Origin of the sequence: Carnobacterium alterfunditum DSM 5972 (assembly GCF_000744115.1) — a bacterium.
Classification (GTDB): domain Bacteria; phylum Bacillota; class Bacilli; order Lactobacillales; family Carnobacteriaceae; genus Carnobacterium_B; species Carnobacterium_B alterfunditum.
Genome location: NZ_JQLG01000004.1, coordinates 1,960,426 through 1,986,349, shown reverse-complemented (window position 1 = coordinate 1,986,349; position 25,924 = coordinate 1,960,426). Strand labels below are relative to the sequence as shown.

The following is a 25,924-nucleotide window of genomic DNA, read 5'->3' as shown; positions in this document are numbered from 1 at the left end:
TTCTTTCTTGTAGAATCCCATTAATCACAGTGGTATACTAGCAGTAAGAATGTTAGTGGGAGGATACTTTATGAATCAACCTTTAGCTTATCGTATGAGGCCTACTCATATCGATAATATTGTAGGACAGCAACACTTAGTTGGAAAAGGAAAAATTATTCGACGCATGGTAGAAGCAAAAATGCTCTCATCGATGATTTTATACGGTCCCCCTGGAATTGGTAAAACAAGTATTGCCAGTGCTATTGCTGGTACAACAAAATTTGCTTTTAGAACTCTAAATGCTGCGAGCGATACAAAAAAAGACCTGCAAATTGTCGTGGAAGAAGCTAAAATGAGCGGTACTGTTATTTTGCTTTTAGACGAAGTCCATCGTTTAGATAAACCTAAACAAGATTTCTTATTGCCGCACTTAGAAAATGGACGAATCATTTTGATCGGGGCAACCACAGAAAATCCATATATAACGATCAATCCTGCCATCCGTAGCAGAACACAAATTTTCGAACTTAAGCCTCTTTCTAATGAAGATATCCAGCATGCTTTATGGAGTGCAGTAAATGACTCAGAAAAAGGCTTTGGAAAAGAAAATGTAGCTATAACAGATGAAGCATTGCTACACTTCTCAAGAGCTACAAACGGAGATTTAAGAAGTTCTTTGAACAGCTTAGAACTGGCAATCAAATCGACAGCTCCAAATGAGCAAGGTACGATAAACATCACCTTAGATATTGCAGAAGAATGTATCCAAAAAAAAGCTTTGACGCATGATAAAGACGGAGATGCTCATTATGATGTCATCTCAGCTTTACAAAAATCAATTCGCGGAAGCGATGTTAATGCGGCTATGCATTATCTGGCAAGGCTGATTGAAGCTGGCGATTTACCCATCATTTCTAGACGCTTAATGGTCATTGCTTACGAAGATATAGGGCTGGCTAATCCTTCGGCGGCTTCCAGAACGGTAACTGCCGTTCAAGCAGCTGAAAAATTAGGCTTTCCAGAGGCCAGGATCCCTTTAGCGAATGTAGTCGTTGATTTATGCCTTTCTCCAAAATCAAATTCGTCTTACGTAGCAATCGATGCAGCCTTACAAGATGTACGGGCTGGCAAAAGCGGAGATGTACCAGATCATTTGAGAGACTCTCATTATAATGGAGCAACAAAACTTGGACGCGGTGTGAATTACCTTTATCCACATGGCTATCCTGGTGCATGGGTAAATCAGCAATATCTACCTGACAAACTGAAAAAAGCATCCTATTATATTCCAAATCACACTGGAAAATATGAGGATACCTTAGCAAAACAATATGAGTCTATTAATTCTAAGAAAAAGAGAAATAATTCTAAATAACCGCTTTCTTTGTTGTTTTAATCAACTTTCAACAAACAAATAATAGGCGAATAATTGACAATAACATTTGCATATGCTACTATAAGTATAAGATTTCTGAGATGCTCGTTTTGCTCAACATGTGTTGACCGAACAATTAATATTACCTTGGGATCCAAACTGATTCAATCGGATAACAAGCCTTTTCACTTGGTAGTTAGAAGATTGACAGCGGAGCCCACCTGCTACTTGCGGGTTCAAGACTAACTGAGCATATCAACGGCATCATCGGATTTCTTATTAAAAAAAGTTTAAAACTTTTAAAGTCATTCTTAATTGAATGGCTTTTTTTCTACAACAAATGGCGTAGATGCTTCAAAAAAATTTCTTCTGGAATGGACGGGTTTGCTTGTGGAGAGCCAAGGGAACACCTGAAGCCTAAAACCAAAATTTGTCATGGTTGTTGCTGCTTTAGCAGCTTACAAACATGATACACTTGGGCGTTATTTGCCCACAGTGCTTCATTTTAGTCTACAAGCAACCCTATTCCTACAAAAATTTTGGGTAAGTAATGCCATTAGATCAAGTCTATCAACACCAAAAATTATACAGCCCCCTTTTTTTCAAGTCTCTTTTGACTTTTTCTTAACTTTAAATTGATATATGGTATGCTTAACATATACTTATTTTTATTGAAAGAAGGTTTCATTATGCTATTATCTGTGTTATTTTTTATTTTTTCACTCTTATTGATCTATGCAGCATACTTTTTCTATACTGGTAAAGCTGTCGTACTTTTACCAAATACTAGTAAAGAAATTCCATCAAAAAAAATGACTTTTTTCAAACTATACGGTGCTCTTTTCTTCATTGGAGGGCTTGGTTCTCTCATACTCGTCTTCTTTCATCCAAATTGGTTGGCTTTTAGCGTTTTACTCTTTGTAATGCTTACCATGCTTTTTTTTATTTTCAATTTAAATAAACGTATGTAATATCATTGATAGCCTATCCTTAAAAATTTAATCCACCTCTTATTTCATATCTCTTTGAAACTGGTTACATTTAGAGTACAATGAAGTTAGCAAAAAAGTTATTCATTTATCTTATCATGAGGAATGGAGTGGATGTCTATGTTACAACAATATAATCGGATCTTAGTCGCTGTCGATGGTTCAGCTGAGGCTGAAACAGCTTTCAAAAAGGCTGTACAAGTTGCAGTTCGTAATTCTGCTGCTTTAGTTCTTGCACATGTTATTGATACTCGAGCATTTCAAAGCATTTCTACTTTCGATGGTGATATGGCTGATAAAGCTAGTGAACAAGCTAGAAACACCTTAGAAGAGTATGTACGTTACGCAAAAAACCATCGTGTTCAGGATGTTACTTATTCTATTGAATACGGATCTCCAAAAGTGTTGATCGCAAAACAAGTTCCTGAAGATCAAAAAATTGATTTAATCATGTTGGGAGCAACTGGTTTAAATGCTGTAGAACGTATTTTCATAGGTTCCGTTTCAGAATACGTTATTCGGCACGCTAATTGTGACGTTTTAATCGTACGGACAGATTTGGAAAACAAGAAAAATCAATAGTTATTAAAATAGCAAAAAAACAACCAAATAATGGTTGTTTTTTTGCTTTTATTTATTAATTAGGCACGTAATCTTTCAACATCACGAGCAATCATAATTTCTTCATCTGTAGGAATCAATAATACTTTAACTTTTGATTCTGGAGTAGAAATGATGCGTTCTTTTCCACGAACATTATTTGCTTCTGCATCGATCTCAGCACCAAACCAGTTCATACCATCAATAATAATTTGGCGTGTTTCTGGAGAATTTTCACCAATTCCGGCAGTAAAGACAATTGCATCTGCACCATTTAAGATAGCAAAATATTGTCCAATATATTTTTGAACACGATTATAGAAAATATCTAACGCTGTTTGAGCATCTTCATTTCCTTTTTCGGCAGCTTCTTCAACATCACGCATATCGCTTGAAATATGAGAAAGACCTAGTAAGCCAGATTTATTATTTAAAATGTAAATCATATCATTGATGTCGGTGATATTTAATTTGTTCATTAAGAAAGGTAATAGTGATGCGTCAATGTCCCCAGTACGAGTACCCATTGTGATACCAGCTAGAGGAGTGAATCCCATAGATGTGTCGATCGATTTTCCACCTTTAACAGCAGTAATAGATCCGCCATTACCCAAATGACATGTAATAAGTTTAGTCTCTTCAAGCGGTTTGCCTAACATTTCAGCTGCACGTTCTGAAACATATTTATGTGATGTACCGTGTGCTCCATATTTACGCGCTGAAAAGTCGGTATAGTACTCCATCGGGAGACTGTATAAGTAGTTTTCTTTAGGCATTGTTGTATGGAATGAAGTATCAAAAACAGCTACACTAGTAATATTTGGCAATAATTTTTTGAATGCTTTGATTCCTGTAGCATTTGCTGGATTGTGTAATGGAGCAAATTCAGCTAAACTTTCAATTTGTGCTAATACTTCATCAGTAATCAATGCTGAATCTTTAAACAATTCCCCACCAGCTACTACACGGTGTCCAACACCTGTAATTTCTTCGTAGTTTGCAATAACTTTTAGTTCGATTAATTTATCTAATACCATTTGAATAGCTATTTCATGGTTTTTTATGTCTTCAATAACTTTGTATTTTTCACCGGCATATTTTGTCGTGAAAATCGAGTTGTTTAAACCAATTCTTTCAATTATTCCTGAAGCGATTTCTTCCTCAGCTGGCATTTCATATAAGGTAAATTTCAAACTTGAACTACCTGCATTGATTGCAATTGTTTTTGACATATTTTCCATCTCCTAATTCAAATTTTTATATATTTTCTTTTTTCCAACTATCCACTTCTTGCATAAATTTAAGCATAGCCTTTTGATTTTTAAAATCCGGAATTTGTGCTAACAATACTTGTTTGGCTTGTTTGACATTATTCCCCTTTTTTTGAATCACGAGAATTGATTTGCGTGAATTCCTAGTCTTAAATAATTCATTTGGCAAGTTCAACATCCCTTGTAAAAAGGCTTCTTCTTGGATCATCTTCATCAGTCCTGGTGTCTCATCTGTTTCAAATAATTGAGCAGGAACCAAAAAGATTCCAAATCCGCCATCTTTCAAATAATGTAAGCTTTGCTCAATGAATAAATGATGAGCATAAGAATGACCATTTTTTGCCGCTGTTTTAAATTTTTCAGCTTTTTCATCTAATGGATAGTAGCCGACCGGCAAGTCGCTCACAACAACGTCAACAGGATCCATTAAGAGATCTTGTATTGCATCTTGGTGTGTCAATGTGACATTTTGCCTTTGCATAGTAGTACTGACTGATGCAAGTGTTAGAAGCAAATCATCATTATCGACGCCTTCTGCTTCTACTGATATTTTTTTTGAAACTAAGCCGTTATAAACAGTTGATAACAGATTTCCCATTCCTACAGCAGGATCAAGTAAACGAACCTTTTCCAATTTACCACTGATCAATTTTTCAATTAAATAGTTTAAAATAAAACCAATGGCATCTGGAGTCATTTGGTGATTCGGCTGCAATACATCCGTCTTTGAAGCTTTCAAAAGAGCTAATTGAATTGCCTTTCGAATATCTTCAGCTTCCATACTATCTAACGCAACTTCTTTGTAAATTTGAGTTAGTTTTCCAACTACTTCATCCGAAGGAACATCATCGATCTGATGAGGAATCTTATTGCCTAGAATATTTTCACCAGTTTCTGAAAGAGCCTCTAAATAAGAAACATCTAATTCCTTTTGCAAAAGTTGGGCTGAAGTATCTAATTGATTAAATAATTGTTCAATTTCTTTTTGAGACAATAAGGTCAACCTCTTTCCTTTTTTCTTTTGCATTACCTTAGTATTAGCCCTATATAAAATAAAATTAGCCTCTGTTAAAAAAGCGCTACCCTTTCATTCTAACGAATAAGTTATGCGGTTTCAAGCATGAAGTTAGTATATTCTTAAAAGAAACTAAGCTTCGCTAATCTTGGTTATTCCTACTGCTATTTTTATCTCTATAATCAAAAAAGCTCTTCTAAGAGTAGAAGAGCTTTTCATTTTAAATTATTGGGCTACTGGATAAACTGAAACTTGTTTTTTGTCGCGGCCTTTGCGTTCGAAACGAACAACTCCGTCACATTTTGCAAACAAAGTATCATCTCCACCAATTCCAACGTTAACACCTGGATAAATTTTAGTTCCGCGTTGACGGAATAAAATTGAACCACCTGAAACAGTTTGTCCATCTGCACGTTTAGCACCTAAACGTTTAGAATTTGAGTCGCGTCCGTTAGTTGTAGAACCGCCACCTTTTTTATGGGCGAAGAATTGTAAATTCATTTTTAACATATGAGTTGCACCTCCTATTATAATTTTTTTACTGTGCAAGTTTGACATATTCTGGATACTCTTCAACTATTCCCGTTAAGGAAAGAAGCAGGCTCTCGAGAAGAATTTGTGAAATTTTCGACTGTTCTTCAGTTAATTCGCTTAAAAGTTCAACATATAAATAGCCGCCTTCCACTTCTTCATTTGTTTCTACTAATGGAGAAACGCCTGATAAAGCAGAAATGCTATTTGTTGTTCCAATAACTAATGCTGAAACAGCTGCACATACGATATCGCTGCCGTAGGGTCCAGACTCTGCATGTCCTGTAACTTCAAAGGAAACAATGTCTTCTTTGTTATTACGGTTAAAGAATGCTTGAATCATATTGGAACACCACTTTCTTATGCGTTGATTGCGTTGATAGTAACTTTTGTATATGGTTGACGGTGACCTTGTTTACGGTGACTATGTTTTTTAGGTTTGTAGATAAAAGTCGTAACTTTCTTTTGAAGACCATGTTTTTCAACAGTACCTTCAACAGTAGCTCCTACAATAGTTGGAGCTCCAACTTTTGTTTCTTCTCCACCAATTAAGACAACTTCTTCAAAGACTACAGTTTCACCAGCTTCAACATTCAATTTTTCAATGTAGATTTCTTGGCCAACCTCAACTTTAATTTGTTTTCCACCTGTTTTGATAATTGCGTACATTCTTTCGCACCTCCTTATTAGACTTAGACTCGCCGTCATGAGTGCCGTTATGGACTTAAACTCATTCCAGTGCGGTTGTAGCTGTGGTGCTACACATTTACAACATTAACATCATACCAAATTGTATTACCTTCGTCAATACATACTTTATGCCGAATCTTTAAAAGATTAAAACAGCAGTATTTTAAATTTCTTTTTATTGCAAAAATTCATCTGAGGATACTACTCTTGTTCCAAATGCATTAGCAAATTCTATATCATGTGTGACAATTAAGATACCTGTACCTGACAAAGCGATTGATTGGATCATTTTTCCTACTTCATTAGATGATTCGCGGTCTAAGGCAGAAGTTGGTTCATCAAAGCAAAGAATCTTAGGGTTAAGCATCATCGCTCTAGCTATTGCCACACGCTGCTGTTGTCCTCCTGATAAAGTACTAGGATATTCATCTTTTTTATCTAAAATTTTCATTTGTGTCAAAAGCAATTCTGCTTTTTCAATTGCTTGTTCTTTTGTCATTAATTTTTGATCTAACGGTGCTTCAATGCAATTTTTTATAACTGTTAAATTAGGGAACAGTTGATAATCTTGAAATACCATACCTATTTGGTTATTATAGCTTGTTCGCTCTTTTCTGGAAACATATTCTGTTTTACCCTCAGATGTTTCACGGCATAAATAATTATCATCAATTGCAATCGTTCCATTATCTACTTTTTCAAGTTGATTCAATGATCGCATTAAGGTAGTCTTTCCTGTTCCTGATTTACCAACGAGTGTAACAATTTCTCCAGCCTCAATCGTAAAATCAAAATTTCTTATAACGTCAATTCCATTGAACTGTTTCGTCAAGTTCGTTGCTTTCAATCCCATTTCAACCGCCTCCTTAATAGTTTGACTTCTTCTCTATAGCATTTAATAGTAAAGTTACTAATCCAGTGACCATCAAATAAATGGCTCCAACTGCTGCGTAGGGAAGTAGTGAGGCGTAAGTATTGGCTGCAATTTGACCCGCTCGCAATAATTCACCGATCCCTAAAATATAAATAAGTGATGTATCTTTTACTAATGCGATAACTTCATTTCCTACTGATGGCAACACCACTCGCATAACTTGTGGGATAATAATTTTTCTAAATCCATTTAATTTTCCAATACCCAATACTTTAAGGGCTTCAAATTGACCTTTTGGAATAGACAAGATACCGCCACGAAATATTTCTGCATAATAAGCTGCATAATTTATTATAAACGTGAAAACAGCAGCTGAAAAACGGTCAAATGTTATGCCCACAAGTGGCAATCCAAAAAATACGACCATCAATTGTAACAGCAATGGTGTTCCTCTCATGATGTAAATATAAACTTGTATGATCCATGATATCCATTTTGGAGCATAAACTCTTACACAAGCAACCAAAAACCCTAACGGGATAGTTACGATAACGATAATTAAAAATAGTAATAAGGTTGTCTTTAACCCCTCTAACAAGTTAGGCGTTATCTCGGCTATTAAATCCATTTCTTTATTCACCCTTTTCTTAGTTTAAATTTATTCTGTGATCCATTTACTTTTAATTTGCTCCAAAGTTACTTCTCGTTTCAGTTAATACAGTATTTTATTTCACCTTTTTACTCAGCAAACCATTTCGCATATATTTCATCAAATGTACCATCTGCTTTCATTTCATCCAATGCATTATCAATAGCTTCTGTTAATTTATCATCTTCTTTACGCATGCCAACTGCGTATTCTTCTTCTCCAAAATTATCCTCTAGAACACGATAACTAATTTCTTTATTTTGCTTCATATAGTAACGTCCAAGCGTTTCATCAACAACAATAGCTTCGCTTCTTCCAGAAGCTAAATCATTAAAAACGTCATTATTAGAAGGATATAGAACCACGTCTTGGTCTGCAAATTCTTCTACTATATTTGACTCATCAGCATTAATAGCTTCTACAGCACTTGAAGATTGTTGAGCAGAAACTACTTTCCCACTTAAATCTTCTTTAGTTTGAATTTCACTATCCTCTAACACAATAATAATTTGACTGTTTTCTAAATAGGGTGAACTAAAATCAACTTGTTTTTTTCTTTCTTCAGTAATCGTATAGCCATTCCATATCACATCAATATTTCCACTTTTTAATTCTGTTTCCTTTAAAGCCCAATCAATAGGTTGAAATTCAACCTCTACATCTAGCTTTTCAGCTACTTCATTTGCCAGATCCACATCGAATCCTACAATATCCCCGTTGCTATCACGAAAGCCCATCGGAGCAAAAGTATCGTCCAAACCTACGACTAAAGTACCTTCTTCTTTGATTTGATCAAATGAATCCTTTGTTGTTTCTTCTGCTCCACATCCTACTAATACTGTTGCCATTCCTAAACCAAAAGCTACCTTTGCTAGTGTATTTTTCATTTTATATTCTCTCCCTTTTATTCATATTGTTTATTTTTTCCAGACTGCAGTCCTGAAAAACAAAAAAATCCTTTGATTTTCTTTTATTAAGAAAATCAAAGGACGATTGATGTCAATTATCGTGGTTCCACCTTTATTCGTAGCCTCTTCACAGAAAACTACCTCATCGCGTTCACAACTGCTAAACACTAGTACTATAACGGGTACTCCCGAATCAATTTACTTGTAGTAACGCTACGTTCAATTGTCAGCTCAGAGATGTGTTTTCAGTATAGTTCCTTAATTGCTCCCACCGCCGCAATCTCTCTAGAAAGTTTCTAAACTTACTTTTTCTCTTCAATGCTTTTAATCATTTTTTAATACTATAGCACAATTATTTACGCTTGCCAAATATTTTTTGCCAAAAAGTTGGTTTTTCTTTTGTTAATGTCATTAAAGGTACTGTTTCCCCTAAAACACGACGAGCGATATTGCGGTATCCTTGAGAAGCTGGATTCTTTGGATTTAAAACAATAGGGTCTCCTTTATTAGAAGAACGAACAACATCATCATCATCAAAAACAATTCCTAATAACTCAATGGATAAATGCCTGGTTATTTCATCGATATCCATTACTTCTCCATCTTGCATCATTCGTTTACGGATACGGTTAATGATTAAACGTGGCGGTTCAAGTTCAGTCTGCTCTAAAAGGCCAATAATGCGGTCTGCATCACGTATAGCAGATATTTCGGGCGTTGTTACAAGGATTGCTTGATCTGCTGCTGCAATCGAATTTTGGAAACCTTGTTCAATGCCTGCCGGACAATCAATTAAAATATAATCATATTCTTTTTTTAATTCAGATACAATTTCAATCATTTGTTGTCCATTTATATCATTTTTATCTGCATTTTGAGCTGCAGGAAGTAAATAAAGGTTATCATTGAAACGTTTATCCTTTATAATAGCTTGATGCAATTTTGTACGACCCTCTACTACATCAACAATATCATAAATAATACGATTTTCTAGACCAAGAATAACATCTAAATTTCTTAGCCCAATATCCATATCGATCAGACAAACTCTCTTTCCTTGAAGAGCCAGAGCTGTACCTATATTTGCAGTGGAAGTTGTTTTACCTACCCCGCCTTTTCCGGATGTAATAACGATTGCTATACCCATTCGCTTAATCCCCCTATCACTTTATCTAGATTTGGACGTATCTTTTTTAATTGCTCTAATGAATGAAAATCCAGAATATGTAAATCATTTATAAAGGCAAATTCATTTTTTCTAACATTGTCTGGATGCTCATTCTTTTTCTCTACAATTTGCACATTATCTGCAATTCTGATCTGAGCATTTGTATGAAAGTCGGCAACGATCACAGAATTTATGTTGCCTTCAAATCCAGCATGAGCGGTTCCCATCAGTTCTCCAATAATAAAAATACTTCCCTTAGCTCGAAGCATTCCGCCTGGATGGACCTTCCCTATAAAAAGAAGATTGCCTGGTGCTGTCAAAACTTGTCCGCTTCTGATTGTTTGAACTTCCATTTGTAAACTGACCGTTTTTTGCCACTCGATAGCTTTTGTAACTGTCACTACGCTAGAAGTGATTGTTTTTATTAAAAAGGTACTATTGGAATTTATTTCTTCAATTATTAATTCTTGCTGTTCTTGAGACAGTAGTCTGTTTCCTGTTTTTATCTCTAAAAGAATTTCTTTTTGAACTTCTTTAGACCTTTTTTGTTCACTATTCAGATGTTCCAGTAATTCATTTAATTCTTTCATGATGGATACAAAAGAAGCTGCTTCATCTAAGCTTAATACAAAGCTGCCCTTAGTTCCTTTTAACGTCACACTTTGTTTCACTTTAACAACTCCCTCAGCCAAAATGTTTGCCATTATTACTGTCTACTATTCTTGAATACGTTCAATAGTTTTTTTCAAAGGATAAAATACTGCAATAAATAAGACTAAATTTAATAGCAACGTTGGTCCCAATCGGTCTGCCAAAAACGTTGCCCAATTAATTGTTGTGTAACCTAATACTTGATAAAATAGGTAAAGGTAAGTTTCTATTAGGCTTAAATTAACAATGATCATCATACCAATAACGATAGGATTCGGATTGAGAACTTTTTTCATTTTTTCCGTTAAGTAAACAACTAAAGGAAATAAAAGGACATATACACCAAGAATCCCTACATAATAACTATCATAAACCAATCCAAAAATAATACTGTATACGAGCATCCTACTCCTTGGTATATAAAAAGACATCAAAATAAGAACTAAGACGATTAGTCTTGGAGTCATTACCTTCGTACCTTCAAGAAATTGCTCTGAAAAAATAACAGTCAATATACCATCCAACAAAAAGAAAAAGGTAATAACTAATGGAATCAAAGTAGAAGTTTTCCAATTCTCTATCATTTACTCACCACTTTCAGCGGTTCGTTTAATAAATGTCACGTAACGAATATCATTTGTATCTGCTGCCGGGACGATGTAGGCTTCCTGAGACAGTCCAAAAGAATCTAATTTAACTTCATCAATTGTTCCAATCAGTAGTGCGCTAGGAGCTATGCCTCCTAAACCAGAAGTCATAACTTTGTCACCTTCTTTTAATTCCGCTTCGGTGGTAACTTGTTTCAAGATCAACCGATTTGTTTCAGCATCATACCCATTAACGATACCGTGTATGACTCCATCATCTGTATCAACAGAAGCAGCAACTCGATTATTATTTTGATCTAACGTTGTTACTAATTGAATTTTAGAACTAGTAGGATTGACTTCAACAACACGCCCTATCAGTCCATTGCCCGACATCACAGACATGTCTAATTCGATACCATTTTGACTTCCTTTGTCGACTACGATTTTATCGACCCAACTGTCAGGGTTACGACTTAATACTTCTCCATTAATGGATTCGTAATCAGATAATGTATCGATCAAACTTAATTGCTCTTTGAGTTTTTCGTTGTTTTGTTTTAAATCTGCAATTTCCATTTCTGTTTCGTACAATTTATCGATTTTTGATTTTAACAATTGATTTTCTTCGTACGTATTTTTCAGACCATCTACTGATTCTAAAAAATCAACAACTGCATTCGTCGGTTTTGCTACCACACGAGATACAACTGCTGTAATATCATTAGTAAGCTGTTGAATGATAGGAATATTTCCGCTTCCTGTAATTGAAAAAGCTATCAGACCTAAAGAAACAATCATACTTACTAATAAAATGATTAGTTTTTTATTTGAAAAAAACTGATTCAAAATATCACCTCATTAATTTTACAGGCTTCCTTTATTTTAACATAAGTTAACCTAAATAACTTGCCTAACTTATTTCTTTTTTACATGAAAATATGCGAGAAGAAAATAAACTTCCCGCACCTTTATAACCTTATTTAGGCTTGCTTATCTATTTGCTCTTTTTTTGTACATGTTGATGTGTTTTAGTGAATCACCTGTACCAAGTGCTACACAATCCAATGGTTCATTTGCTACAAAAACCGGAACATCTGTTTCTTCAGCGATGACGTCTCCCATATTTTTTAGTAATGCTCCACCACCGGTCAATACAATTCCGTGATCAATGACGTCTGCTGAAATCTCAGGTGAAGTTTCTTCAAGTGTTTCCCTAACAGCAACAACGATACCTTCTACTACCTCTTGAATGGCCTCAGCAATATCAACAGCTGAAATTTCAATCGTTTGTGGCAGTCCTGTTAGTAAATCACGACCACGTATATCCATGACCCCATATTCTGATGCTTTTTCAACAGAGGCACACCCAATTTGAATTTTAATTTGTTCAGCTGTGCGCTCACCTATAAGCAAGTTGAATTTTTTACGTACGTAGTGAATGATCACATCATCCATGCGATCTCCTGCTAAACGAATGGAACGACTACTAACGATGCCACCTAGTGCAATAGTGGCTACGTCCGTTGTTCCTCCACCAATATCTACTACCATACTTCCCGTAGGATCCATAACAGGTAATCCTGCTCCGATTGCTGCTGCAAAAGGTTCTTCAATGATGAATGCATCCTTTGCTCCTGCCATTCTTGTAGCATCTACAACTGCTCTTTTTTCAACTTCTGTTACACCACTCGGCACACAGATCATGACGAAGGGTTTAGACGTTGATTTCCCTATTGCTTTTTCAATGTAGTATTTCATCATTGCTGCCGTGGTATCGTAATCTGCAATAACACCATTTTTCATAGGACGAATCGCAACAATTGAACCAGGTGTTCTCCCAATCATATTTCTTGCATCTTCTCCAACTGCAACTATTTCTCCTGTGACAGTATCTTTTGCGACTACTGAAGGTTCTCTTAAAACAATTCCTTTTCCTGCAACAAACACATTTGTGTTTGCAGTACCTAAATCGATTCCAATATCTTTATTACCAAATCTAAACAAATGATTTCATCCTCTCAAATCTACCTGATCTTTACATTTAAAGTTTTATTTTTCAAATTCATAGTTCTCGTATCTTTAACATTTTAATACTAAACGGTAGACACTCAAACAGTATAGCAAAAAAAAGAATAGAATGCTCTAACCGAAACCATCATACTGTATTTTTCTGGTTATGACATCCGTATTTTTTATATTTTAACATAAATTTAAGTAATTCTATATATAAGTAATAAAAATGAAATGGTCTTTTAAAAATAAGACAGTTGTTTTTAAATCTATATTTTATTTAAAAACAAAAAAACCTGGTGAAAAATCACCAGGTTTTTTTGGGCTGTATAATTTTTGGTGTGGATGAAGAAATTCATTCGCACCTATTTTTTTATAAAAAAATAGAAACAAATGAATTTTCCAGTTAGAATAAAGTCACGACAACCCACTAGAAAGGAAAATTCATATGTCTCATAATAATTGTATCCGAACTGCACTTGATTTAAAAGATAAAAATATCTTTTTTGATGAAAAATTTTGCGAGGAGAAACGAATCAAAGGGTTCAGATCAAAAGTTTTCTATGCCACTTTAACGTACAAACCCACTCACTGTGAGTGTTGTGGGATGAAGAACCACGCCTACTCTATTGTAAAGAATGGGTATTTAACCTCTAGGGTTAAATGGGTCAGTTCGACTCATTATGCAACGTCTATTCGATTAAAGAAGCAGCGGTTTCTTTGTAGAGCATGCGGTGTTACCTTTGTTGCACGTTCTCCTGAAATTGAAGAAGGTTGCTTCATCGCTAAACGGGTCAAACAGTCTATCGCGGTTGAATTAGCCGACACTATTTCTATAAAAGACCTGTCTAAACGGCATTTTGTTTCTCCTACCACTGTAGACAGAGTCTTGAAACAACTCAATCAGTCTGTTAAAAATACCTTCAAATCCTTGCCGCAACACCTCTCTTTCGATGAATTTCAATCCGTTAAAAACGTCGAAGGAAAAATGAGCTTTATTTATTCGAATGCAGACACACATGAACCAATCGATATCTTGCCAACTCGGCTGCTACTAGCTTTACGCCGTCACTTTCTTCGCTATCCCTATAAGACGAGGATGAACGTAAAAACGATTGTCGTAGACATGAACGCGGCCTACTTTACATTAGTTAAAGATCTCTTTCCTAATGCTAAAGTGATCATTGACCGTTTCCATATCGTTCAGTTGATATCACGCTCGTTGAATCAAACCAGAGTTCAAACAATGAAACAATTCCATACCTCTAATTCAGAAGATTTAAAGAATTACAGAAAATTTAAAAGGTACTGGCAACTCCTGTTAAAGGATTCAGACGACTTAAATTTTAAGGATTACCGCTATCAACGACTCTTTAAAAAACCTTTACCGAATACAGAAATCATCGACTACCTACTTACGCTCGACGAGACTCTTAAAGCGACGTATGATTTGTATCAAAATCTTCTTTATTATTCTAAAAAAAATGACTATAAAGGGTTTAAAGACCTTGTACTTAAGGCTTCTCCTAAAGAGTTATCTCCTTTTATGCAGACTGCCCTTAAAACCCTGCGTAAACACTTGCCTAGGATAAAACATACTTTTATGTATCCCTATTCTAACGGTGCTTTAGAAGGGTCAATCAATAAAATAAAAGTCATCAAACGGGTTGCTTATGGTTATCGGAATTTTCAGAACTTTAGATGTCGTATTTTGATTAGTTTTAAAGCAAAAAAAAGCAGCGCGAGAAGATTCTCTCACGCTGCTTAAACAAGACGTTATTTCCAACTAAATTTAGCTCATCCACACCATTTGACGTAGAGCCTTTTTTTGTTTTTAAATTTCTACAAGCTTAAGCTTTGTTTACGTTTGCTGCTTGAGGTCCACGGTTTCCTTCTTCAACGTCGAAAGTTACTGCTTGTCCTTCTTCTAAAGATTTGAATCCTTCGCTTTGGATAGCTGAGAAATGTACGAATACATCATCTGCTCCTTCACGTTCGATAAAGCCAAAACCTTTTTCTGCGTTAAACCATTTTACTGTACCTTGTTCCATAATAAAATTCCTCCTCGTGCCTTATAGCACATATATTGATATTCTTGCTAACGGTACGATTCAGACTGTTATAAAACAATTCTACGTGATCCTTAACAAAAACATTACAGTAATTGTAGCATCCATTTTTCGATATTTCAAGAGAAACTATTGTTTTTTAATAAAAAAAGAAGCTAGCCGTTAAGGCTAACTTCTCAAACAATTTTAATTTTTAATTAAGCTTTGTTTACGTTTGCTGCTTGAGGTCCACGGTTTCCTTCTTCAACGTCGAAAGTTACTGCTTGTCCTTCTTCTAAAGATTTAAATCCTTCGCTTTGGATAGCTGAGAAATGTACGAATACATCTTCTGCTCCTTCACGTTCGATAAAACCAAAACCTTTTTCTGCGTTAAACCATTTTACTGTACCTTGTTCCATAATAAAATTCCTCCTCGTGCCTGATAGCACATAGTGATATTCTTGCTTGCGGTGCGAATTGGAATGCTTTGAAACATTTCTTTGTTCTACCTAACAAAAATTCTACTTAAGTATATCATGTTATTAAGTATAGTACAAGCTAATTTCACCACAAAAAAAGAAGTTAGCCATAAGACTAACTTCTCAAACAATTTTAATTTTTAATTAAGCTTTGTTTACGTTTGCTGCTTGAGGTCCACGGTTTCCTTCTTCAACGTCGAAAGTTACTGCTTGTCCTTCTTCTAAAGATTTGAATCCTTCGCTTTGGATAGCTGAGAAATGTACGAATACATCTTCTGCTCCTTCACGTTCGATAAAACCAAAACCTTTTTCTGCGTTAAACCATTTTACTGTACCTTGTTCCATAATAAAATTCCTCCTCGTGCCTTATAGCACATAATGATATTCTTGCTTGCGGTGCGAATTGGAATGTTCTGAAACAATTCTATTTTCTACCTAACAAAAACTCAACGTAAGTATAGCATGTTTTTAAATACAACACAAGCTGACATCACAGTTTTTTTCATATTATGTCTTTTTAATCAAAGAAAACTATAAATCTACCTATCTTGTATCTGTTTATAGTCTTTTGATCCAGTTAACTATTTTCACAAAAAAAGAAGTTAGCCCTAGGACTAACTTCTCAAACAATTTTAATTTTTAATTAAGCTTTGTTTACGTTTGCTGCTTGAGGTCCACGGTTTCCTTCTTCAACGTCGAAAGTTACTGCTTGTCCTTCTTCTAAAGATTTGAATCCTTCGCTTTGGATAGCTGAGAAATGTACGAATACATCGTCTGCTCCTTCACGTTCGATAAATCCAAAACCTTTTTCTGCGTTAAACCATTTTACTGTACCTTGTTCCATAATGAAATTCCTCCTCGTGCCTTGTAGCACATATAGTGATATTCTTGCTTGCGGTGCGAATCGGAATGCTCTGAAACATTTCTTTGTTCTACCTAACAAAAACTCAACGTAAGTGTAGCATGAGTATTTCAATTAAGCAACCTTTATGTATGAATTTTCAACAAATCCCTATTTCTTTTAAACTAATAAATTCATGTTCGCCAACAATAATATGATCCAACAATTCAATACCCATTAGTTCGCCACATTCTGACATTCTACGAGTAAACTGAATATCGGCTTCGGATGGCTCCGGATTACCCGATGGATGGTTATGTCCAACAATGATTCGTGCTGCAGAATATCTTACCGCCCCTCTAAATATCTCTCTGGGATGTGCAACCGACGAATTAAGTCCACCAATAAAAATAGTTTCTTTTTTTATGATTTCATTTTTGGTATTTAAGTAAAGAACTACTACATGTTCTTGCTGTAATCCACGCATTTCTATTAATAGCATCTCACCCGCTTTTGTACTAGAGGTGATTTGACCAATTTTTATTTGTGAGGTCTGTGAGATACGGACGCCTAATTCAATAGCTGCTTTTAATTCAATTGCTTTTACCTTTCCAATACCAGAAAGAGCCATTAACTCTTGACAAGAAGCCGTTTTCAAATAATAAAGATCTTCGAAATGATTAAGCATTGTCATAGCTAATGTTACGACATTTGTTCCCTTGATACCCGTTCTAAGTAAAATAGCAAGCAGCTCATGATTAGCAAGAGCTTTTTCTCCATAGTGCTCTAATCTTTCTCTAGGTCTCGATTGAATAGGTACTTCTTTAATAAGATTCACACTTTTTATTGTCATAAAAAAAAATCCTCCTTTTTCACATTATTACTATCCGCGAAAAAGAAGAAGTCGATTTTATTTAATTTTTTAGTTGTTTTGCTGTTCAATAAATGTTTTTACAGCAATTAAATCATCAAGAATCGCTACTGTCTTTTCTTTGGCTTCACTAGTCGGCAGTATTAGATCTGGTACCATGATGACTGGGATATGAGCATCATAGCTTGCACGGATCCCATTAAGTGAATCTTCTAAAACAATCGTTTTTTCTTTAGGAACGTCTGTTTTTAGCCACGCTTTTTCATATATTTCAGGACTTGGTTTTGCCCGTGATACTTCATCCCCTCCAATAACAGCATCAAAATATGAAGTTAGTTTCTCTTTTTCTAAAAATAAAGAAACAAGAGACTTGATACTGCTGGAAGCGACTATTTTTTTTATTTTTTTACTTTCTAAATAATCTAGTAATTCAATCAATCCTTTTTTCTTGCGTAGACCGTTAATTTCAACATGCTCTAATAAAGCTTGACCACTTTCCTTGATAAATGTTTCGGCTTGTTTGATCTCGTAGTTCAAATAAAGTTCTTTGTGAAATTCTACATCGGAAATCCCAATATATTTTTCATGGAATTCCCATGTATAAATTAAATTATTTTTTTTTGCAACAATTCGATTTGCTTCATAATATAATACTTCTGTATCAAACATTAGCCCATCCATATCAAAAATAACTGCTTCAATTTTAGTCATGTTCTTCCCCCAATTTTAGTTGTTCTTCATTTATCTGCTGTTTTAAAATATTCTCTGACCTCTGAAATGAAATAGAGTGAGCCCGTTACAATCAATACACCATTTTCATCCATCTCATTAAGCGATTCTACTAACGCTTCTTGCCAATAGTTTGTTACAGTTCCATTTTCTAGCATCACTTTGTTTAAGTCCTCTATTCCAGCTGCTCTAGGATAGTCGAAACTTGTAAGAATTAAGTGACTATTCGTTATACCTTGCAACTGATCTACCATTCCTTGGATATCTTTATCCCGCATAGCAGCCATAATGATATAGACCTCTTGTTGTGCAAAGTTTTTTTTAATCGTTTCAACCAAAGTTTTCATAGCATGTTCATTGTGAGCGCCATCCAAAATAAGAAGCGGTTGATCATTTATTTTTTCCATTCTTCCGGGCCAAAAAGTATGTTTTAAGCCACTAAGCAACTTTTCGTGATTTACAGCTAAACCTATTTCATGACTATAGACCCTTAAAGCTTCAATAGCTACAGCGGCATTTTCCACTTGATGACGCCCTAACATCCCTATTTGAATGGGGCTAAGCCGTATGAAGTCGTCCTCAAATACAAATTGTTCTCCCCACGTTGGAAGTGTTTGCCATTTTGTAACAAAGAAATCTTGGTTATATTTCAGCAACAAACTATCTTGTTCAGTAGCCTTTTCCTCAATTTCTTTCAAAGCTTCCTTTTCAATTTTACCAATCACCACAGGAACACTTGCTTTAATGACACCTGCTTTGTTAGCAGCAATCTCAGACAATGTATCTCCAAGTAAATTCATGTGATCCAATCCAATTGTTGTGATGATTGAAACTACTGGGGTAATAATATTTGTCGAATCATATGATCCGCCAATACCTACTTCAATAAGAACTATATCTGCATGTCCTTCACCAAAATAAATCAACATCATCATCGTGATGATCTCAAATTCGCTTGGACCACCTAATGTCGTTTTTTCTAATTCTATTGTAAGCGGATAAACGGCGTTCGCTAAACGCAGAATTTCGTCGTCTGATATTGGATCTCCATTGACACTAATACGCTCATTGAACATTTCGATGTAAGGAGATGTATACGTTCCTACTATTTGGCCATTAGCTTCAAACATATCCCTCAAAAAAGCCAGCGTAGAACCTTTGCCGTTTGTTCCTGCAATATGGATCGATTTAAATTTTCTTTCAGGATGGTCTAATTGGCTTGACATCCATTCCATTCTTTTTAACCCTGGTTTCTCACCGAAAGTTCTAGTAGCATGGATCCAGCTCAGTGCTTCTTCATAGGTAATGAACATTATTTACCTCCACTTATTTTTATATTCCATATCCAATTTAATTATAAACTACCCTGCAGTCTTTTTCACTAGTTAACAATAAAAACGAGCAAAAAGCTAAGAGTTCCCTCTAGTTTTGCTCGTTTTTATTTTATAACGCCTTATTATTTAAAGCTGATTTTTCAATACTTTTATACGTTCAGTTACTGAAGCTTGTTTTTCAAGGTATTCGCCTTGTTTCGCTTTTTCAGCTTCAACTACAGCATCAGGAGCATTTTCCACGAATTTTTTATTTGCTAGTTTTCCTTCTACACGTTTCACTTCTTTGCTCCATTTATCTAATTCCTTTTCTAAACGAGCGATTTCTTCTTCAAGATTGATCAATCCAGCTAGTGGCAAGTAGATTTCTGCACCTGTGATTACAGCTGACATAGCTGTTTCAGGGGATTCTACATCACTTGAGATCGTCAACGTTTCAGGATTACAGAAGCGTTCAATATAAGATGTATTGTCTTTCAAGAATTTTTCGATCGTTTGATCATTTGTTTTGATCAATAATTCAATTTTTTTGGACAACGGTGTATTCACCTCAGAACGAATATTACGAACCGAACGGATCAATTCCATCAACACATCCATACCCTTAGTTGCTGCTTCGTCAGACAGTTCTGGATGGACAACCGGGTATTCTGCTACCACAAGTGATTCTCCTTCATGAGGAATATTTTCCCAGATCTCTTCTGTAACAAATGGCATGATTGGGTGCAATAGACGTAACGTTTGATCCAATACATAAGCTAAAATACTTCTAGTCATTTGTTTCGCTTTTTCATCTTCTCCAAACAATACTTCTTTGCTCATTTCAATGTACCAATCACAGAAATCATCCCAAATAAAGTGGTATAAATGGCGACCTGCTTCACCAAATTCAAAGCGCTCAAATAAATCGGTTACTTTTTCAACGGTTTCATTTAATTTCGTCAAGATCCATCGGTCAGCAATTGTTTTTTCACCAGTTAAATCAATTTGATCTACAGTGAAGTCTTCCATATTCATCAATGCAAAGCGGCTAGCATTCCAAATTTTGTTGATAAAGTTCCAAGAAGCATCCATTTTATCATAACTGAAACGAACATCTTGTCCCGGAGCGGATCCATTTGATAAGAACCAACGTAGCGCATCTGCACCATATTTTTCAATGACATCCATTGGATCTATCCCATTTCCCAATGATTTACTCATTTTACGGCCTTCTTCGTCACGAATCAACCCATGGATCAACACATTTTTAAATGGTCGTTTTCCAGTGAATTCTATACTTTGGAACATCATACGGCTGACCCAAAAGAAGATAATATCATATCCCGTTACTAGCGTGTTCGTAGGGAAATACCGTTTGAAATCTTCAGCTTCTTCGTTAGGCCAACCCATTGTAGAGAATGGCCATAATGCTGAACTAAACCATGTATCCAAAACATCTGGATCTTGTACCCAGTTTTCACTGTCTTCAGGGGCTTCCATCCCTACATACAATTCACCGCTTGTTTTATGGTACCAAGCAGGAATACGGTGTCCCCACCACAATTGACGCGAAATTACCCAATCATGAACATTTTCCATCCAACGCGTATGCGTATTTTCAAAACGTTCAGGTATAAAGTTCACTTTATTTTCTGTCTTTTGACTTTCTAAGGCTTCTTTAGCTAATGGAGCCATGTTTACAAACCATTGTGTAGACAGTCTTGGTTCAACTACGACCCCTGTACGTTCAGAATGTCCGACACTGTGGACCATTTTTTCTATTTTGATCAATCGACCTTCTGCTTCTAAATCTTTTACAATAGCTTTACGAGCCTCAAAACGATCCATAGAGGCATATTTTCCAGCTAATTCATTCATTGATCCATCATCATTCATCACATTGATTTGTGGCAAATCATGACGTTTTCCAACTTCAAAGTCATTAGGATCATGAGCTGGAGTAATTTTCACTACACCTGTACCAAAATCCATTTCGACATAGTCATCTGCAACGATGGGTATTTCACGATTCATCAATGGCAACATAACCGTTTTTCCAATTAAGTGTTGGAAACGTTCATCTTCAGGATGAACAGCAATCGCCGTATCACCTAACATTGTTTCAGGACGTGTCGTAGCAATTTCTACTACCCCGCTACCATCTGCTAGAGGATAACTCATATGATAAAAGGCACCTTCAACATCTTTATGGATCACTTCAATATCTGATAGAGCTGTTTTAGCTTTTGGATCCCAGTTAATAATGTATTCCCCACGATAGATCAATTGCTTGTTGTACATCGTAACGAACACTTTACGTACTGCCTCTGATAACCCTTCATCTAATGTAAAGCGTTCACGGCTATAATCAACTGAAATACCAACTTTTGCCCACTGCTCACGAATCACACTTGCGTATTCTTCTTTCCAATCCCAAACTGTATCATTGAATTTTTCACGCCCAAGATCATAACGCGAAATACCTTCTTCAGCTAATTTAGCTTCTACTTTAGCTTGCGTTGCAATTCCAGCGTGGTCCATTCCTGGTAACCACAATGTATCAAATCCCTGCATTCTTTTTTGTCTAATAATAATATCTTGCAAAGTTGTGTCCCATGCATGACCTAGATGCAATTTACCAGTTACATTTGGAGGTGGGATAACAACAGAATATGCTTCTTTTGTCTTATCTCCACTTGGTTTGAATAATCCTTTTTCTATCCATTTTTCATAACGACCAGCTTCTACTTGATTCGGTTGATATTTAGTAGACATTTTCAATTCATTAGTCATCTTATCTCTCCTCTATAATTTTACTTAACAGATCTGAACAAACAAAAAAAAGCATTCATCCTAACAATAAATTATTATTAGGACGAATGCTTTTCACTCGCGGTACCACCTATATTGCATACTTTTACTATTATAAAAAGTATACCTCTTAGTTCCATTTTTAACGGATCGTTACTCCGAACAAAGTTACTTTACTTTCACCTTGTCAGCTCCCAAGCTACTTTCATTTTATTCTGACTAAGAACTCTCACCATTCGTTCTCTTCTCTAAATAAGCCAGCACCTAAAATTACTCTTCTTGTTCATTGCCTTTTATTTTTACATAATAGCATTAAAATCGTTCTATTTCAATGCGCCTGATTCATTTGGTTCCCTTGCTTCTTTAGCAGCCTCGATAGGCTTATCGTAATCTGGTTCACTAGTCATCTCTGAAACGATTTCTTGATAAGTGATTTCGCCTTTACGGTTGATAACAAATACTGAACGAGCCAAATTCCCAAGCTCTTCCATAATTAAACCATATGCTTGTCCAAAGTTCAATTCACTGTCGTGCAGCATTTCCATTGAGATATCTTTCCCAGCACACCATTCAGCTTGTTGTGCTTTGGTGTTATTAGAAATCGTGATCAACTGTACTTCATCTAATTCGCTGGCAACTTTATTAAACGCTTTTGCCTGTAGGTCGCATACTCGGGTATCAATATCTGGGATCACGCTGATCAATACAACTTTTCCGAAAAAGTCGTTTAATTCAACCACACTATCCGCTAAGTTTCTAGCTTTAAAATCAGGTGCTTTATCCCCAACTTTAGGCTGATTACCTTTCAATTTATATGATGTACCTTTTCGATTAATTTCCATACCAAACACTCCTATTCTAACTATCATCTTAGAATAGTATACGAATAATAGTTTTTTAAAGCAATGCCTCAGAATGGGTACAAACATTAATTCAAGTGTTTCACTTAGCTTATCTCTAGCTATTCTGTTGATCGGCTTCTTCAAAATTCACTGGATACAGAGCTTCATTTTGATAAACCATTGTGAAGATTTCACTAGAAAAATCAATATACTTCATTTGGATGTTATTCGGTACTTTTATTCTTCCTGGAGCAAAATTTAATATCGATGTAATGCCTGCATCAATTAATTGATCCACCACTTCTTGAGATACTTCACTGGGTACAGCACAGATTGCCGTATGGATTTGTTGGTTGACGACAACTTCTTTCATCTTCTCCATTGAAAGAATAGGAACACCAGAAATTTCATCTCCAAAAAAAGATGGTTGAATATCAAAAGCACACTTGATCGTAATATTTTTTTCTTTCTTAAAATTATTTGTTAAGATGGCTTTTCCAAGATTCCCAACGCCAACAAGCACAACATTAATGACATTATTCACATTTAATAATTCACGAAACACTTCCGTTACATAAGCTACTTCATAACCGTATCCGCTTCTTCCTAATTCACCAAAGTGAGAAAAGTCTCTTCGGATCGTTGCTGAGGGGATTTGTGTAAGTTGACTCAATTCTTTTGATTTTATACGTTCTACACACGTTTCATTCAGCTTTTTTAATGAACGATAATAAATAGGCAGTCTATGAGCTGTAGCATTTGGAATTTGATGTATTTTAGTATTTAGTTCCACTATTTCTGCCCCCTGATCTTTAATTTCTTCATTATCATATCATCTTTTAATGATTAACTCAATACAATTGTGATTAACATCACAATTGTATTTGAAAAAAGAAGGAGGCTTTTATCGCCTGTCTTCTTAAATTAAACTAATACTATTAATAGTCAATTATTTTTTTGAAATACTACGATTCCACCTACAACTGTTTTTGAAACCTTAATTTGATCTAATGCCTCTTTTTTAATCATAAAAGGATTTTTTTTCAAGATAGTAAAATCACTTATATAGCCAGCTTTTATTTTACCTCTAGTATTTTCTTTGTATCCAGCAGTTGCACTTCCTATAGTGTAAAGCGAAAGAGCTTCAAACACTGAAAGTTCTTCTTCTGGAAAATAACGTTTTTTACTAGTTGCCTCCCTAACAGTTCTTGTAACAGCTGAATGGATGCCATAAAATGGATTGGGTATTTCAATTGGTGCATCACTGCTTCCAGCTACTTGGAACCCAGCGTCTTTTATACTCTTCCATGCAAAGACCAAAGGCGGATGGTTCTCACCTAAAACGTCTAATGCCCAGGGCAGATCACTGCTCATAAATTGCGGTTGCACATCAAAAATCAACGGCAAATTTTCCGCTTTTTTTAATAGTTCTTTACTCAGCCAAGGGGTATGGATCATACGATCGAGTTGTCCAGACATTGGCGGAAACTCACGAAGGGTTGCAATCACTTTTTCAAATGCTTTATCCCCTAAAATATGAATAGCTACTGGTAGTTTAGCTTTACGTGCTGCTTTGATCAATGAAACAAAATCTTCATCAGCTTGAATTTGCAAACCATTGTTAACAGTTCCAGCATACGACTGACTCATTAATGCTGTTCGAGATCCTACAGTTCCATCATAAAATATTTTCATAGCTCCTAATTCTATATATGGATCACCATCTAAAAAAGATTTAGCAGAATGATTATAAGCTTTCAGTTCCTTATGATGGATCAATAAATGTACGCGAAAAGGTTTTTTTTGCTCTTTAATCACATCACGAAAAGTTTTTAAAGTTCCCTCAAATCCATTAAAATAATGTAAGTCTTCGGAATGAGCACCCGTTATCCCTTTTGACCATAAATCTTCGATTGCTAATTTCAAGTACTCCTCTTGTTCTTTTGGCGTTGTCGCTGGAAAAGCATTTATAGCTAAATTCGTAGCTTCATCTTTTAAAACTCCAGTTATTTTTCCTTCTCGATTTAATTGGATTTCTCCACCGCCATCATATATTTGTCCCTCTTTGATTCCAATTTTATTGATCAACACTGTATTAATGACCACATTATGATAATCGATTCTGCGGACCAACAAAGGATGATGTGTCGAAATAGCATCTAAATCTATTCTTGTTATAGGAGTTGGATCATCTTGCCATTCATTTTCATTATATCCTTCAACAAATAGCCATTCATCATAGGCGAGATGTTGAACCGTTTCACGAATCTTATCGATACTTTCTTTTTTACTTCTTGACTGATTTAAATTTAAGCGAGCAAGGCTTAATCCATACCATAACAAGTGCAAATGGCTGTCCACAAAACCAGGGAAAACTGTTTCACCATTTAAATCGATCTCCTCAGTTATTTCTTTATTGTAGTGTTTTTTCAACTCTTCTTCTTCACCTGCAGCTACAATTTTTTCACCATCAGTAATCACAGCTGAAACTGTTTCTTCTTCTTTTTCCATTGTATAAAAAAGACCATTTTTCCATAATTTCAATTTATATCCTCCTGTCTAATTCTCTTTTTTCATTATACATCACTTAAACTTTATTTAGCGTCCGAAAATTAACAAAGGCGAGATGGTAAATAAGCTGACCACAACATATGTGTTCAGCTTATTTTCAGTATTTTATTTAATTT

27 protein-coding genes, 1 other RNA gene and 3 other annotated features are annotated in these 25,924 nt (G+C 35.3%); of the genes, 4 read left to right on the top strand and 24 right to left on the bottom strand.

The window, feature by feature from the left end; genetic code table 11:
* Positions 1 to 70 precede the first annotated feature (70 nt).
* The 3 genes from BR50_RS09835 to BR50_RS09825 all read left to right on the top strand — a co-directional run bounded on the left by BR50_RS09835 (position 71) and on the right by BR50_RS09825 (position 2,928).
* Entirely contained in the window at positions 71 to 1,357 is a 1,287-nt protein-coding gene (locus tag BR50_RS09835; protein ID WP_034548315.1) for a replication-associated recombination protein A, read from the top strand.
* Positions 1,358 to 1,447: 90 nt separating this feature from the next.
* Positions 1,448 to 1,635, top strand: a non-coding RNA gene (gene ssrS, locus BR50_RS12655) — 6S RNA.
* A gap of 831 nt (positions 1,636 to 2,466) precedes the next feature.
* Entirely contained in the window at positions 2,467 to 2,928 is a 462-nt protein-coding gene (locus tag BR50_RS09825) for a universal stress protein (RefSeq protein WP_034548310.1), read from the top strand.
* Between the two features lie 59 nt (positions 2,929 to 2,987).
* Here the strand turns inward: BR50_RS09825 and BR50_RS09820 are convergent, their stop codons facing one another.
* From BR50_RS09820 to BR50_RS09760, 13 genes are all read right to left on the bottom strand, one after another.
* On the bottom strand, positions 2,988 to 4,178 hold the full coding sequence (locus BR50_RS09820) for an acetate/propionate family kinase (protein WP_034548307.1): 1,191 nt from the start codon (positions 4,176 to 4,178) through the stop codon (positions 2,988 to 2,990).
* A 25-nt stretch (positions 4,179 to 4,203) separates the two neighbouring features.
* Positions 4,204 to 5,211 (bottom strand): class I SAM-dependent methyltransferase, encoded by a 1,008-nt coding sequence (locus BR50_RS09815; RefSeq protein ID WP_034548304.1) that lies wholly within the window; start codon positions 5,209 to 5,211, stop codon positions 4,204 to 4,206.
* Between the two features lie 246 nt (positions 5,212 to 5,457).
* Positions 5,458 to 5,742, bottom strand: coding sequence for a 50S ribosomal protein L27 (rpmA, locus tag BR50_RS09810; RefSeq protein WP_034548302.1), 285 nt, complete (start codon positions 5,740 to 5,742; stop codon positions 5,458 to 5,460).
* Positions 5,743 to 5,770: 28 nt separating this feature from the next.
* Entirely contained in the window at positions 5,771 to 6,106 is a 336-nt protein-coding gene (locus tag BR50_RS09805) for a ribosomal-processing cysteine protease Prp (RefSeq protein ID WP_034548299.1), read from the bottom strand.
* 17 nt (positions 6,107 to 6,123) lie between these two features.
* Positions 6,124 to 6,432 (bottom strand): 50S ribosomal protein L21, encoded by a 309-nt coding sequence (rplU, locus tag BR50_RS09800; RefSeq protein ID WP_034548296.1) that lies wholly within the window; start codon positions 6,430 to 6,432, stop codon positions 6,124 to 6,126.
* A 15-nt stretch (positions 6,433 to 6,447) separates the two neighbouring features.
* Positions 6,448 to 6,519: a sequence feature (ribosomal protein L21 leader region), on the bottom strand.
* Between the two features lie 109 nt (positions 6,520 to 6,628).
* Positions 6,629 to 7,306: an amino acid ABC transporter ATP-binding protein gene (locus tag BR50_RS09795; protein WP_034548294.1), complete on the bottom strand. Its 678-nt coding sequence runs from the start codon at positions 7,304 to 7,306 to the stop codon at positions 6,629 to 6,631.
* 13 nt (positions 7,307 to 7,319) lie between these two features.
* Positions 7,320 to 7,955: an amino acid ABC transporter permease gene (locus BR50_RS09790; RefSeq protein WP_034548292.1), complete on the bottom strand. Its 636-nt coding sequence runs from the start codon at positions 7,953 to 7,955 to the stop codon at positions 7,320 to 7,322.
* A 110-nt stretch (positions 7,956 to 8,065) separates the two neighbouring features.
* Positions 8,066 to 8,863: an amino acid ABC transporter substrate-binding protein gene (locus BR50_RS09785; protein WP_034548289.1), complete on the bottom strand. Its 798-nt coding sequence runs from the start codon at positions 8,861 to 8,863 to the stop codon at positions 8,066 to 8,068.
* Positions 8,864 to 8,958: 95 nt separating this feature from the next.
* Positions 8,959 to 9,212, bottom strand: a binding site (T-box leader).
* 24 nt (positions 9,213 to 9,236) lie between these two features.
* A complete protein-coding gene (minD, locus tag BR50_RS09780; RefSeq protein ID WP_034548287.1) occupies positions 9,237 to 10,031 on the bottom strand; it encodes a septum site-determining protein MinD in 795 nt (264 codons plus the stop codon).
* On the bottom strand, positions 10,022 to 10,756 hold the full coding sequence (locus BR50_RS09775) for a septum site-determining protein MinC (protein WP_178377446.1): 735 nt from the start codon (positions 10,754 to 10,756) through the stop codon (positions 10,022 to 10,024). Before BR50_RS09775 ends, minD begins: the two co-directional genes overlap by 10 nt.
* 12 nt (positions 10,757 to 10,768) lie before the next feature.
* Positions 10,769 to 11,287: a rod shape-determining protein MreD gene (gene mreD / locus BR50_RS09770; RefSeq protein WP_034548286.1), complete on the bottom strand. Its 519-nt coding sequence runs from the start codon at positions 11,285 to 11,287 to the stop codon at positions 10,769 to 10,771.
* Positions 11,288 to 12,139: a rod shape-determining protein MreC gene (gene mreC, locus BR50_RS09765; RefSeq protein ID WP_034548284.1), complete on the bottom strand. Its 852-nt coding sequence runs from the start codon at positions 12,137 to 12,139 to the stop codon at positions 11,288 to 11,290.
* 144 nt (positions 12,140 to 12,283) lie between these two features.
* Complete coding sequence (locus tag BR50_RS09760) at positions 12,284 to 13,297, bottom strand: rod shape-determining protein (protein WP_034548283.1); 1,014 nt, start codon at positions 13,295 to 13,297, stop codon at positions 12,284 to 12,286.
* Positions 13,298 to 13,751: 454 nt separating this feature from the next.
* Between BR50_RS09760 and BR50_RS09755 the strand changes: the two genes are divergently transcribed.
* A complete protein-coding gene (locus tag BR50_RS09755) occupies positions 13,752 to 15,071 on the top strand; it encodes an ISL3 family transposase (RefSeq protein WP_034545665.1) in 1,320 nt (439 codons plus the stop codon).
* Positions 15,072 to 15,153: 82 nt separating this feature from the next.
* Here the strand turns inward: BR50_RS09755 and BR50_RS09750 are convergent, their stop codons facing one another.
* The 11 genes from BR50_RS09750 to BR50_RS09700 form a co-directional block, all read right to left on the bottom strand.
* Positions 15,154 to 15,354, bottom strand: a complete 201-nt coding sequence (locus tag BR50_RS09750) for a cold-shock protein (RefSeq protein WP_013710476.1) — start codon at positions 15,352 to 15,354, stop codon at positions 15,154 to 15,156.
* A 215-nt stretch (positions 15,355 to 15,569) separates the two neighbouring features.
* Entirely contained in the window at positions 15,570 to 15,770 is a 201-nt protein-coding gene (locus BR50_RS09745) for a cold-shock protein (RefSeq protein WP_034548280.1), read from the bottom strand.
* Between the two features lie 204 nt (positions 15,771 to 15,974).
* Complete coding sequence (locus BR50_RS09740) at positions 15,975 to 16,175, bottom strand: cold-shock protein (protein WP_034548280.1); 201 nt, start codon at positions 16,173 to 16,175, stop codon at positions 15,975 to 15,977.
* A 298-nt stretch (positions 16,176 to 16,473) separates the two neighbouring features.
* Entirely contained in the window at positions 16,474 to 16,674 is a 201-nt protein-coding gene (locus BR50_RS09735; RefSeq protein WP_013710476.1) for a cold-shock protein, read from the bottom strand.
* Positions 16,675 to 16,831: 157 nt separating this feature from the next.
* Positions 16,832 to 17,524, bottom strand: coding sequence for a RadC family protein (gene radC, locus BR50_RS09730; RefSeq protein WP_034548277.1), 693 nt, complete (start codon positions 17,522 to 17,524; stop codon positions 16,832 to 16,834).
* A 69-nt stretch (positions 17,525 to 17,593) separates the two neighbouring features.
* Positions 17,594 to 18,253 carry an HAD family hydrolase gene (locus BR50_RS09725; protein WP_034548274.1) on the bottom strand — a complete coding sequence of 220 codons (660 nt, stop codon included), beginning with the start codon at positions 18,251 to 18,253 and terminating at the stop codon, positions 17,594 to 17,596.
* Between the two features lie 26 nt (positions 18,254 to 18,279).
* A complete protein-coding gene (locus BR50_RS09720) occupies positions 18,280 to 19,584 on the bottom strand; it encodes a bifunctional folylpolyglutamate synthase/dihydrofolate synthase (protein WP_034548271.1) in 1,305 nt (434 codons plus the stop codon).
* 147 nt (positions 19,585 to 19,731) lie between these two features.
* The gene (locus BR50_RS09715; RefSeq protein WP_034548269.1) at positions 19,732 to 22,377 is read right to left on the bottom strand and encodes a valine--tRNA ligase; all 2,646 of its coding nucleotides are present in this window, start codon (positions 22,375 to 22,377) and stop codon (positions 19,732 to 19,734) included.
* A 75-nt stretch (positions 22,378 to 22,452) separates the two neighbouring features.
* Positions 22,453 to 22,691 (bottom strand) — a binding site (T-box leader).
* 27 nt (positions 22,692 to 22,718) lie between these two features.
* Positions 22,719 to 23,237, bottom strand: a complete 519-nt coding sequence (gene tpx, locus BR50_RS09710; RefSeq protein ID WP_034548266.1) for a thiol peroxidase — start codon at positions 23,235 to 23,237, stop codon at positions 22,719 to 22,721.
* A 115-nt stretch (positions 23,238 to 23,352) separates the two neighbouring features.
* Positions 23,353 to 24,030, bottom strand: coding sequence for a redox-sensing transcriptional repressor Rex (locus tag BR50_RS09705; RefSeq protein WP_034548263.1), 678 nt, complete (start codon positions 24,028 to 24,030; stop codon positions 23,353 to 23,355).
* A gap of 152 nt (positions 24,031 to 24,182) precedes the next feature.
* Complete coding sequence (locus BR50_RS09700; RefSeq protein ID WP_034548261.1) at positions 24,183 to 25,781, bottom strand: amidohydrolase; 1,599 nt, start codon at positions 25,779 to 25,781, stop codon at positions 24,183 to 24,185.
* Between the last annotated feature and the right edge of the window lie 143 nt (positions 25,782 to 25,924).